The sequence below is a fragment of the Syntrophobacterales bacterium genome, assembly GCA_031274925.1.
GTDB lineage: Bacteria > Desulfobacterota > Syntrophorhabdia > Syntrophorhabdales > Syntrophorhabdaceae > PNOM01.
Window position 1 is genome coordinate 1 of the sequence record JAISPL010000013.1, and the last position, 12,206, is coordinate 12,206.

At 44.8% G+C, this 12,206-nt stretch carries 9 protein-coding genes and 2 pseudogenes; all 11 read left to right on the top strand.

Annotated features, from left to right (window positions below; all coding sequences use genetic code 11):
* The coding region (locus LBQ00_02270; GenBank protein MDR2017693.1) for an SLBB domain-containing protein at positions 1 to 391 on the top strand (391 nt) is incomplete at its 5' end.
* 57 nt (positions 392 to 448) lie between these two features.
* A complete protein-coding gene (locus LBQ00_02275) occupies positions 449 to 1,825 on the top strand; it encodes a GumC family protein (GenBank protein ID MDR2017694.1) in 1,377 nt (458 codons plus the stop codon).
* A 140-nt stretch (positions 1,826 to 1,965) separates the two neighbouring features.
* Positions 1,966 to 3,126, top strand: a complete 1,161-nt coding sequence (locus tag LBQ00_02280; GenBank protein ID MDR2017695.1) for an AAA family ATPase — start codon at positions 1,966 to 1,968, stop codon at positions 3,124 to 3,126.
* 164 nt (positions 3,127 to 3,290) lie between these two features.
* Positions 3,291 to 4,031: a CpsD/CapB family tyrosine-protein kinase gene (locus LBQ00_02285; GenBank protein ID MDR2017696.1), complete on the top strand. Its 741-nt coding sequence runs from the start codon at positions 3,291 to 3,293 to the stop codon at positions 4,029 to 4,031.
* A 293-nt stretch (positions 4,032 to 4,324) separates the two neighbouring features.
* Positions 4,325 to 5,380: a sugar transferase gene (locus LBQ00_02290; GenBank protein MDR2017697.1), complete on the top strand. Its 1,056-nt coding sequence runs from the start codon at positions 4,325 to 4,327 to the stop codon at positions 5,378 to 5,380.
* A gap of 112 nt (positions 5,381 to 5,492) precedes the next feature.
* A complete protein-coding gene (locus LBQ00_02295) occupies positions 5,493 to 6,494 on the top strand; it encodes a Gfo/Idh/MocA family oxidoreductase (protein ID MDR2017698.1) in 1,002 nt (333 codons plus the stop codon).
* Between the two features lie 113 nt (positions 6,495 to 6,607).
* Positions 6,608 to 6,841, top strand: a pseudogene (locus LBQ00_02300) (N-acetyltransferase).
* Between the two features lie 99 nt (positions 6,842 to 6,940).
* Positions 6,941 to 7,111, top strand: a pseudogene (locus LBQ00_02305) (sugar O-acetyltransferase).
* A gap of 40 nt (positions 7,112 to 7,151) precedes the next feature.
* Positions 7,152 to 8,252 carry a DegT/DnrJ/EryC1/StrS family aminotransferase gene (locus LBQ00_02310; protein ID MDR2017699.1) on the top strand — a complete coding sequence of 367 codons (1,101 nt, stop codon included), beginning with the start codon at positions 7,152 to 7,154 and terminating at the stop codon, positions 8,250 to 8,252.
* A gap of 213 nt (positions 8,253 to 8,465) precedes the next feature.
* Entirely contained in the window at positions 8,466 to 8,768 is a 303-nt protein-coding gene (locus LBQ00_02315) for a hypothetical protein (GenBank protein MDR2017700.1), read from the top strand.
* Between the two features lie 1,485 nt (positions 8,769 to 10,253).
* Positions 10,254 to 11,774, top strand: coding sequence for an O-antigen translocase (locus LBQ00_02320; GenBank protein ID MDR2017701.1), 1,521 nt, complete (start codon positions 10,254 to 10,256; stop codon positions 11,772 to 11,774).
* The last annotated feature ends 432 nt before the right edge of the window (positions 11,775 to 12,206 follow it).

Sequence of the window (12,206 nt, forward strand, 5' to 3'; positions counted from 1 at the left end):
CATCATTCTCAAGAGCTTTGGTTTTCGGAAGATTATGGTTGACGGGCAGGTAGTACAACCTGGAACCGTTGACTTGAGGGGGCCGACAACCGTAATGAGCGCAATCGCCCAGGCGCGCGGGGCGAAGGAGACCGCAAGGTTGAGCAACATCATAGTGATTCGAAAAGATTTCAACGGGAAGCCTGCAGGTACGAACGTAGATCTGCAAAAAGTGATTGACGGGACAGATTTTAGCCAAGATATCACTCTCATGCCTTATGACATAGTCTATGTGCCCAAATCCAATATCGCCAGAGTTAATATGTTCGTAGATCAGTATATCAACCGGGCTATCCCGTTCGGCGCAGCCATACCTTTCTTTATCTACTATTCCGCAAACCAGAATCGTTGATGGTTGAGATAAATATATAATGGCCGTGTTTGTGTATAAACTATGGAGGATACATCTGTGACAGATCAGAGTGATCAGCACCAGACCTTGCCTTTTGGCGGCCTTCGCGATTTTCTCACAATCGTGTTCAAGCATAAAGCTAAGATAATCGGTATATTTTCTATTTGTTTTGTAATAGCCACTGCAATTGCTATTCAGCTTCCCCGGACATATGAGGCTAAGAGCATTCTCTTGGTGAAGCTTGGGAGAGAATTCAGCAGACCGGAAGTAGGGGCTTCAGGTCAGGGCCTAGCGATTTCGCCGGAAACGATCATGGAAAGCGAAATACAAATACTTACCGGGAAGGAACTTATTAGCAAAGTGATCGACTCGGTGGGACTGGCTAATATATACCCTGATTTAAATAAGATGCCAAAAAATGGGATGCAGCAGGCTCAGGCAATCAGGATGTTTGAAGGGAGTCTTGCTGTGACTAATCCCTCAAAATCAACTTTACTTCACGTGGCTTTCACACACCAAAACCCCTATATTGCTGCTAAAGTTGTGAACACTCTTGTGGACAATTTTAAGGATAAGCATTTGGAGGTTTTTAAGGGTGACACCACCTCATTCCTTAAGAGCCAACGGGATATTTTTCAGGAGAAACTTAGAGAAAGTGAAGACAACCTTAAAAGATTCAAGGAAAAAAATCGAATATTCTCTTTCGACGAGCAGAAAAGCAGCTTAATTGAACAGATAGGCGCTCTGGACGGAAGCTTGAAAATGGCACAAAGTCAAATAAATGAGTTGGAGCAAAAGGCAGCTTTTATCCGGAGTTCCCGGTGGAATACTGACACCCATCAAGAGATGAGAACCCATCTCTTAACACTCCAGCAGAAGGAAAGGGAACTCCTCGAAAAATACACAGAAGACAGCAAGACGGTACAGATCGTGCGCGGTGAGATTCAGGCGACTAAAGACGGCATCAAGAAAAATCTTGAGGAGTTAAGACAGTTGGAGCTTACCAAGATAGAGGGCGAACTTGGCATAATCAAAGTAAGAGCCAATAGCTTGAAAGGGCAACTGGGGCAGGCCCATGGAGAACTCCGTGTTTTGGATTCACTGGGGCGGGAGTTGCAGGCATTGAAACGTGACGTGTCTCAACATGAGCAAAATTATCAGACCTATGTTAAGAAACTCGAAGAGTCTCTTATTATGGATGATATGGACCGCCAAAAAATAATTGCCATAAGCGTCCTTGAAAAGGCAATGCCTCCAGTGTCCCCGAAGACACGGAAACTTAAGAGTGGACAAATGGTGGCGGTCGGGTCTTTCGGCGGCTTGGCTGGCGGCGTGGCTCTTGCCATACTCCTTGAGGCTTCCGTGATGACCACACCTCGTAATGCCGAGCGACGACTCGGTTTACCTGTGATGGTGGCGATAACGAAGAAGTAGCTGACCTGTGATTTTGATTGTAAGCGTCAAATAATTTACGGTTTACGATGTATTTTTCCTTTTACAACCTTAAAAAACAGCCTTTCCATATTACGCCTGATCCTGAGTTTCTCTACCTAAGTCCCAGTCATAAAGAGGCGATGGCGGGTATAATATACGGGATAGAAGAGAAGAAGGGCTTTGTCGCTGTCACCGGGGCTGTAGGGGTAGGTAAGACGACTATACTGAGATACTACTTAGAGAAGGCCAACAAAAATCATCTCAAGATAATCTATATTTTCAACGCACGGCTTACTTTTGAGGGTCTGGTTAGAACTATTTATGAAGAGTTGGGCATCCAGACTGAAGGCAATGATGTGCTGGAAATGGTCAATCGGCTGTATGGGATTCTAATTGAAGAATACAAACAAGGTAACACCGTGGTCATAGTGATTGATGAGGCGCAAAATATGCCCGTTGATACATTAGAGGATCTGCGCATGTTATCGAACCTGGAAACATCCAAGGATAAATTGATCCAGATTGTGCTGGTCGGGCAGCCTGAATTCGAACATGAGCTTGCCCTCGACAGATTGAGGCAACTAAGGCAGAGGCTGGCCATTAGAACGACAATCCTGCCTCTCACAAAACAAGAAAGCCTTGACTATATCAGATTTAGACTGATTAAAGCAGGCTCCAACGGCGGACCCGTTTTTACCAATGCAGCCCTGAAGATAATCGTCAAGAAGGCAAAGGGTATTCCAAGGGTGATCAATATTTTATGTGATAATGCCCTTATTACTGGATTCGGCTATCAGCGAAAGCCTGTAACGGCGAAGATTGTAAGAGAGGTTGCCGACGGCCTTGCTGGTTCCAAGCCTACCTCGTTTTTGTGGTGGTGGATTCTTTGCGTGGTGATTCTAGCATCAACCCTGCTCGGAATTATATGGTTACTGCCCGAGGAAAAATCAGTTCAAGGCAAAACAATAATGTCGCTCCATGAAAGAAAGAAGCTAGAGATTGAAGTTAAGGAAGCGAAGCAGGTTGTTGCTCCGGCCGATGAACATGAAGGGGCCTCAATAGCAGAAGCGAAGGAGGTTGCCTCGTCCTCTCCGTCCAGAGATGGATCTACCATAAAAAAGATTATCGTCCAGGGAGACACACTGACAAAACTTTCTTTGAAAATGTATGGCTACGTGGATGACGACCTTGTGCGATGGGTACAGAAGAATAATCAGCATATTTCCGATCCTGATATTATCCCTGTAGGGATCACGGTGACTTTTCCTAAACTGTCTATCAAGAAGGCAGCAGAACAGTAAAGCAGGGTTGTGCCGAAACGCTGCGGGTGGTCCGGAAGCTGAATTTATGGTAAAAAGGACATTGTTTTCAAAAAGCACGTGGACAAAGATCCAAGGATGAGTTATTGTCCGGAGAGCAGAGATGAATAAACTCTCAAATCCGGTAATTGACTTTAGGAGGCTTGATGAGTAAGATTTATGACGCTCTCGAAAACGCCAGGAAGGAAGGTGCAAAGATTGCAGAGTCTGTATCCTCCCCCACAGTCGCCCTGCCTGTGTATTCTGAGCAGAGTCCAGTCGATATTGATATGGAACAGGAAATGGTGACACTGTATCAGATGATTACCGTTTCGCTCCCCGATATCGACCATCCTTCAATTCTCTTCATTGGGTCTTGCTCCAATGAAGGTGCCTCAACCGTGGCTCAAGAGTTGGCAAAAATGGTTTCATTGCGATTGGGGAAGACCGTGCTTCTCATAGATTTCGACAGGAGCCATCCGGCGCACCATATTTACGCAAATATACAGCCCGAAAAACATCTTGAGACCGCTGAAACCGGCGATCTGATCAAGAATACGCTCTGCAGGGTAGAAGATAGCAGTCTTTACGTGATGCCCCTTTTTCTTAAGACTATGGCAACGACCAGGACCATTGATTCAGCCAGAGGGTACGGGTTTTGGGAACCGTTGAAAGAGAGGTTTGACTTGATCATTGTCGATTCTCCTCCGGGCACAATGTTTCCTGATGGCGCCGGGCTTGCTTCTCAAGTAGACGGGGTTATCCTTGTTGTTGAGGCAGAGAAAACACGTTGGCAAATTGTTCTAAGTGTGAAGGAAAAAATTATCAAGAGTGGCGGCAACCTTCTTGGCGTTGTATTTAACAAGAGGCGGTTACATATACCTCAGTGGTTATATAATAGACTGTAACCTGTATTAAGAACAATTTAATTCCTTAAATAAAAAGTTTACGGTACCGCCACACTATAGAAAAGGAGATTGCTTGCGTATATATAGACGGGAACATTATCCATTCACTTGATTAAGGACAGACTCTTTCCCGCCGCATGTCGCAGGTAAAATGGTATAAGTGCGCTATGACTCCTTATAATTTACAACAAAAGAGGAACAGCCAAAGAGTACAAAATCGTTATCGCTCAGGGGCCAGCGATTATTTTTCCGATCCTTACAACGGTTTATATCTTGAGGAATATTTTAGTGAGATGTTACGCCTTGAATCAAAGAGGACCGAGCGAACGAGAACCCCTTTTCTGCTGCTCTTCCTTGATCTCCAACATTTTCATGTAGGAGCTGAAAGAAAAGAGGTTGCGAAGAAGGTAAGCGATGTCCTATTCTCTTTGACGAGAGAGATTGACATAAAGGGTTGGTATAAATATGACCGTGTAATTGGAGCCATCTTTGTTGAATTAGGCAGTATCGATAATGTTTTACTGCAAACACAGACAGAGATAGCGGAAAAACTTTACAGAGGTTTAAGTGAGTGCATTGACCACAGTCGACTAGATAAGATATCAATGTCATGGCATGTCTTTCCTGACACGTTCAACGGTCTGAGTGCGGACATCCTGCTTGATTCCAATGGACCGGCAAGTCTTTTGGTGGACAGACGGGGAAAACGGTTCCCATTGCTCCTGAAGAGAATGGTAGACGTAATTATTAGCTTTCTCGTAATAATACTATTGTCGCCCACATTTCTCGGACTTGCTATACTGGTCAAACTTTCCTCCAAAGGTCCCGTATTTTTCAGACAGCAGCGAATTGGTTTGTTGGGAAAGAAGTTTGTATTCTATAAATTTAGATCAATGCAGGAAGATAACGACCCGGCTGTCCATAAGGAATATGTTAAGAATCTGATAGCCGCAGGGAAAGACGGTAGTAGTCTTGAGGAACATAAAAGTAATGTCTTTAAAATCAAAAATGATCCGCGTGTAACGCGTTTCGGCAGATTCCTCAGAAAGACAAGTCTTGATGAACTTCCTCAATTCTTTAATGTATTGAAAGGTGATATGTCCGTCGTAGGACCAAGGCCACCCATTCCATACGAGTGTGAAAGCTACGATATCTGGCATCGAAAGAGAGTGCTTTTGATGAAACCTGGAATTACAGGGTTGTGGCAGGTGAAGGGCCGAAGTTCGACGACATTCGATGAGATGGTGCGCATGGATATCAAATATGTCAGAGAATGGTCTCTATGGTTAGATTTCAAAATTATGATTCAAACCCCCTTCGCTGTTTTGTTGTGTAAAGGAGCCTATTAACCGCCGTAATACTTTTTTATAGGCTTAAAATTCGTCTGATTTACTGGGGATATTAAAGCTGTTGTCCTCCATTTACAATTAGGAAGTTAAATTTTGTTTCAAGGAGGTACTAATGATTAAAATTGGTGTTATTGGATATGGGTACTGGGGGCCAAATATAGTAAGAAATTTCAACGGTATTGATGGGACCCGGGTTGTTTCGGTATGCGATAAGAACCCTGATGCGCTCACGAAAGTGAACAAGACATATCCGACCATTAAGACTATCTCTGACCCCGATGAAATGTTGACATCTCCGGAAATTGACGCTGTGGCCGTCATTACACCAGTGTTTATGCACTTTGATTTTGCGAAAAAAGCACTTCAAAACGGCAAACATGTTTTTGTGGAAAAACCTTTTACCTCGACGGCGGCACAAGCCAGGGAGCTTATTGACATAGCGGAGAAAAGAAATCTCAAAATCATGGTGGATCACACATTTCTTTTTACCGGGGCGGTAAAAAAAATCAAACAGTTTATTGATGAGCAGGCATTGGGCAATGTGCATTATTTTGATTCTATGAGGGTAAATCTGGGCCTATTTCAGCATGATGTCAACGTAGTATGGGACTTGGCTCCTCATGATTTCTCTGTCATGGATTATCTGATGGAAGAGAAACCTGTAGCTCTTGCTGCCACGGGCCAGACTCATTATGGTGAATTTGAAGACGTTGCGTATGTGACAGTCTATTTTGAAAATAACCTAATTGCCCATTTCAATGTAAATTGGCTGTCACCAGTTAAGATAAGAATGACTCTTATTGGCGGAGATAAAAAAATGCTTGTTTGGAATGATTTGGAAAATGACGAAAAGATAAAGATATACGATAAAGGGGTAGACGTAAAGATGCGCGAAAGCGTGTATGATTTGTTGGTAAGTTACCGTTCCGGTGATGTATGGGCCCCTAAGGTACCTCAAACCGAAGCGTTAAAACTTGAAGCGGAATATTTTGTGGACTGTATTGAAAATAACAAAACCCCGATAAACGATGGCTTGGCAGGTCTAAGAGTGGTCAACATGCTTGAAGCTGCCAATATGTCGATTAAAGAAAAAGGAAAGTTGATCAACCTTTGAATTCCTTAAATCTGTACATTTGCCGTGGTCATAGTGAAACTCCACATGGCAAGCATGGTCGTCTAAGATGTTAGTCATTTTTGTTAACCGATGAACAAAAGGAGTGAGAATGTATGGCAGAATTTTGTTGTATAGCCGATGATGTCAGGCTCGGAGAAAACGTGAAATTGTCAAAATTCATAAATCTCTATGGTTGTTCCGTAGGCGATAATACTAAAATAGGCGCGTTTGTCGAAATTCAAAAGAACGCCACCATAGGACTGAACTGCAAGATATCGAGTCACACATTTATTTGTGAAGGTGTTACCATAGAAGCTGATGTCTTTATAGGTCACGGCGTCACCTTTATCAACGACACGTATCCCAGAGCCACCGTTGTCGGCGGAGGGTTGCAGACAGAGGCCGACTGGGTAGTGGAACCGACCATGGTCAAAAAAGGGGCATCTATCGGCTCAGGGTCTACGATCCTAAGTCATGTAACTATAGGAGAAAACGCAATAGTAGGCGCTGGTAGCGTAGTGACAAAAGATGTTCCCCCTAACACGATAGTTGCCGGAAACCCGGCGTGCGTATTTCGCTCCGTCGAAGACGCAACGTCCACTGCGGCAGTCTTGTAATCAGTCGTCCACATCTAATACTATATATAGGAGGAGTACTATGAACGTCCCTTTTCTTGATCTTAAAGCTCAGTACCTGTCCATTCAGGATGATATTAAATCAGCGATGCAGGAAGTCTTGGAAAAGACGGCATTTGCCGGTGGGCCATTTGTTAGTCAGTTTGAAAAAGATTTTGCAGAATTTTGTGGTTGCAGGGAGGCTGTCGGCGTGGGCAGCGGTACCGATGCTCTCTGGGTCGCGTTGCTTGGACTTGGTATAGGACCTGGAGATGAGGTAATAACGGTTCCTGATACCTTTATCGCTACGGCAGAAGCAATAAGTTATTGCGGAGCCAAGCCCGTCTTCGTGGATGTTGAAGAACAGTCTTACAACATGGATCCTTCGCTGCTCGAGGCAGCCATAACAACTAAAACAAAAGCCATAATTCCCGTCCACATCTTCGGACAAACAGCGGATATGGATCCGATTCTTGAGATCGCAAAGAAATATAATCTCTTCGTAGTGGAGGACGCATGTCAGGCCCACGGTTCCTTGTATAAAGGCAAACCTGCGGGATCAATGGGAAATGCAGGTTGTTTCAGCTTCTATCCCGGCAAAAATCTTGGGGCATACGGAGAGGCTGGTGCGGTAGTTACAAACAACCCCGAATTGGCGGATAAAATGAAGATGTTTCGTGATCATGGACAGGCAAAGAAGTATTATCATGGGATGATTGGCTGGAATGCCAGGATGGATGGATTCCAAGGAGCAATCCTTGGGGTGAAACTCAAACATCTCTCTCCATGGAATGATTCCCGCAGAAGGAATGCTGCGAAATACAGCGAACTTCTGAGTGGGCTTGGAGATATAGTAGTACCTAAAGAGATGTCATATGCCAGACATGTATATCATATATATGCCATCAGAGTGAAAAACCGCGATGCATTTATGAATAGTCTTGTCGAAAAAGGCGTCAACTGCGGAATTCATTACCCGGTTCCAGTACATCTTCAGGAAGCATACAGTTCGCTTGGACTTAAAAAGGGAAGTTTTCCAGTTGCTGAAAAGTGTGCTGACGAGTTTGTTTCCCTGCCCATGTTTGCAGAACTGACCGACGAACAGATCGAATATGTTGCTGACACGGTAAAGAGCATCCTGTAATCTGAAACCTAGCAGGAAATTCTGAGAGAGATGCCTCGAGTTAATTTTCTTAAGCGCCTCCTCGGAGCGTTTCCCCACCAGTATTGCTGCCTCTTTTTTTATAAATTTAAACACTTTATTCCCCTGGGGTTGCAGATTAGGGCGAGACGCAGGATTGTCATGGCGAAGCGCTCTTTTTATGAGGATATTTGGCCAATTGACAGAAGATCGGCTATGGCGCCGAAAGGTTGGCGGGGATGGCCCGGAGGAAAGAAATTTGCCCTAGTGCTTACTCACGATGTGGAGTGTCATGAAGGCGTCAAAAAAACAGTTGAACTGGCGCACATTGACATGAAGTTTGGTTTCAGATCATGTTTTAATTTTGTGCCCGGGAGCTATGAACCTACGGAAAATCTACGACGCAGCCTCGTGGCTGATGGATTTGAGATCGGAGTTCACGGTTTCAATCATAAAGGAAATCTATATGTGTCCAGACGACAGTTTGTGGTAGCGCGTGGTAAATTGACGTTTATTTGAAGGAATGGCATGTCGTCGGTTTTCGGACCCCGAGTATATATCACAATTTGGACTGGATTGGTGAGCTTAATATCGAATACGAAGTTCGGCTTTCGACACCGATCCGTATGAACCTCAACCTGACGGTATGGCTACGATTTTTCCTTTCTGGGTAGATAGCGGCACAAAGTCGGGCGGGTATGTCGAGTTGCCCTATACTCTTCCACAGTTTTTATATTAATGATAGAGGAAATATCGACATCTGGACCCGGAAATTAGACTGGATAGCCGAATCGGTGGTATGGCGCTATTGATAACTCATCCCGACTATATGAATTTCATGAAGACCAGATGCGGACTTGGGGAATATACTTCGGAATTTTACGAGAAATTGCTTTGTTACATAAAAGAGAAGTGGGAGGGCCAATATTGACCCTCTCTGCCCAGGGAATTGGCCGGTTTTTGGAAAGAGAATATGACAAACACTAGGGTCGACCTGAACTTGAACTTAACACGGCCACGCTCGAAATAGATAAGAGTAGGGTCGCGAATACATCTTTCGGAATGATCCGACGCACATCATCTTGAGCAAATGAAGAGGTGATCAGGTGCGGTCCAATTTTTTCACGAGAACATTGTGGTATGGTGTAGGCGGAGTACTGGTTGCTTTTATCATATGTCTTTTGACCAGTCGGTGGCATGGTAGCGAACACCACGTATGTGGCCTCTTATAACACCAATACTGGGCATTTCTCCAGAATATTTTAGTAACTCATGGTTCGCAAACCCGCCACTTAGGGTGCTTGCTGATGGCGAGGATGGGCCGAACGGAGTGTACAAGTACCGGAGTTTCCTGAAGATACTTACTTTTACCAATTACTGGGTGGATGTGGTATTGGAATACTAAAGCCGTTTTGACCAGCAATATAATGGAGGATCGTTTGGAAAAAAGAGGACAGAGGAGATGATGGAGGCGCACTGTTGCGCGCCCGTGGATGGACGAAACTGAGGTCACCAAAGTTCTATTTGTGGTTCTGGGTCTCGGTTGCCCGAGGTCCAGAAACTGCAGGTTTAAAAGCCGAGTTGGTTGTATTTATAGGGGTTAAACATGTCTGCGTGGTTTCGAGTTGCACCGCCACCCTTCATGGTCTTGCTGACGGTGGGGATAAACAGGCAATGAAGCGGTGAGTCGCTCCTTCATTGCTACAGCTAACGCAATCCGTGGGCTGTAATGCAGACTATGCTAAACGCTGGGATTAGTATGTGCCGCAGGGCAGTCACCTTGAAGGTATGTATGAAGACCTATCGCTACACCAGCCTCTGCTTGGACCAGAAGTTGCTTGGGACTGTTGTGTTGTTTACCCCCCCAAGATCACCAAAGAAGATCAAGACTGTATGGCGAATGCGCTTCATGAAGCGTATAAAAGTGCCCGGTTGCTCTTCCATCAGGTTAACGCGGCATAAAGACCACATTTCTACGAGCTTTCCTTTTTATCTGAAAAAATTTTGAACGATACATCTAAACTATCAAATGAGAAACATACATACGGACAGATTCTCAGATCTTCAGTGTTGATTGGCGGGTCGACTGTTGCGAGTGTAGCGATCAGGATCGTTCGCACCAAGGCGATGGCAGTCTTCGTCGGTCCGGCTGGAGTCGGATTGCTCAGCATTTACGAATCAATCACAACTCTTGTCCAGAGTATAGCCGGATTAGGAATCAGCGGCAGCGGTGTTCGTCAGATTGCGGAGGCGGCCGGTACAGGCGAAACCGAGCGGATTGCGCGAACCGTGGTCGTTTTGAGAAGAACATCAATTATTCTTGGATTGCTGGGCGCTCTTTTTCTGGCACTTTTTTCCAGAATGGTGTCAATCATGACTTTCGGCAACGATCAGTACGCGGGGTCTGTGGCGATACTATCGCTTGTTGTGTTTTTTGGCCTGGTATCGGGTGGTCAGAGTGCATTAATACAAGGAATGCGGCGCATCTCTGATTTAGCATGGATGGGGATATTAGGTACATTATTAGGTACGATCATTACCATCCCCACTATATATTTCTTTCGAGAGAAAGGGATAGTACCGTCTCTGGTTGGGATTGCGGCCATGTCGATTGCTACTTCCTGGTGGTATAGCCGGAAGTTACAGATCAAGCCCCCGGCAATGACATACCGCCAAATGAGACAGGAAACAGTTCCGCTGTTGAAGCTCGGTGTGGCATTTATGGCCAGCGGGTTTTTCACAACGGGCGGCGTCTATGTGGTCCGCATGATTGTCCTTCGACACATCGGTATTGATGCGGCGGGTTTATATCAATCCGCGTGGGGCATAGGTGGACTGTACGTAGGGTTTATTCTGCAGGCGATGGGAGCTGATTTTTATCCCCGGTTAACCGCAGTCGCGAACAAAAATGAGGAATGCAACCGTTTGGTTAATGAACAGGCATTGGTAAGCCTATTGCTTGCGGGACCAGGTGTGATTGCCACATTAACATTTGCTCAGGCGGTAATATCGATTTTCTATAGCGTCAAGTTTGGCCCGGCAGTAGAGATTTTGCGATGGATTTGTCTTGGAATGACGCTTCGTGTGATCACTTGGCCGATGGGATTCATACTGGTAGCAAAAGGCAAACAGAACCTTTTCATGATGACCGATTTTGCCTGGGCTGTCGTCAATATCGCTCTGGCATGGATATGTGTGACCATGTTTGGCTTGAAGGGTGCTGGAATCGCGTTCTTCGGATCATGTGTCTCTCATGGGTTTCTCCTCTATCCCATCGTGCGACATCAAAGCGGTTTTCGGTGGTCATCCAATAACAGACGAACAGGAATATTTCTCCTTTTTTTGATTGGTGTTGTATTCTGTTGCTTTTATTTGGTTTCATTCTGGCCGGCGACTGTAATTGGTACACTTGTGACGCTCGGGACTGGAATGTACTCTGTTCGTGTTTTGGTTGCGCTCATTTCTCCGGAACGTATTCCTGGGCCCATTCGCCTATTACTCACGCAATTAAGATTGCTACGTTAAGAACCGATGATTTTTCGTTAATTCTTGCTAATGTATAAAAGAGAACATGTCAGATGTTTGGAAGAATTTTTTGACGGAACTGTAATTAGCGAAGATTACGACCATGGCCAGATTTGCGAAGAATATGAACCAAAATGGGTGGTTTTTGAAATCGGCATACAGTTTCTGACAGCGCACAGACTCCATATCAGAAATACTAATTCTTAATGATATCAAAGTCTAAAATTAAGATGGCATTATGTAATCTATACAAAGGTACCGAAGGTATGATCATGTTTAAAGAGAGATAATATGAGAATGGACACTGTTCTAGACGGAACACTCCCGCCAGGGTCCGATGGAGGATTAATGCCACAAATAAGCGTTGTTATCCCTACATTTAACCGAGAGAGATTTGTCGTCAAGGCCATAGACAGCGTTTTGGCCCAAACT

What these genes read in the sequence shown, in the direction of transcription:
- LBQ00_02280 (MDR2017695.1), top strand. Translation starts at nt 1,966, where the DNA reads ATGGCGGGTATAATATACGGGATAGAAGAGAAGAAGGGCTTTGTCGCT.
- LBQ00_02290 (MDR2017697.1), top strand. Translation starts at nt 4,325, where the DNA reads ATGTTACGCCTTGAATCAAAGAGGACCGAGCGAACGAGAACCCCTTTT.
- LBQ00_02315 (MDR2017700.1), top strand. Translation starts at nt 8,466, where the DNA reads ATGGCGCCGAAAGGTTGGCGGGGATGGCCCGGAGGAAAGAAATTTGCC.
- LBQ00_02285 (MDR2017696.1), top strand. Translation starts at nt 3,291, where the DNA reads ATGAGTAAGATTTATGACGCTCTCGAAAACGCCAGGAAGGAAGGTGCA.
- LBQ00_02310 (MDR2017699.1), top strand. Translation starts at nt 7,152, where the DNA reads ATGAACGTCCCTTTTCTTGATCTTAAAGCTCAGTACCTGTCCATTCAG.
- LBQ00_02295 (MDR2017698.1), top strand. Translation starts at nt 5,493, where the DNA reads ATGATTAAAATTGGTGTTATTGGATATGGGTACTGGGGGCCAAATATA.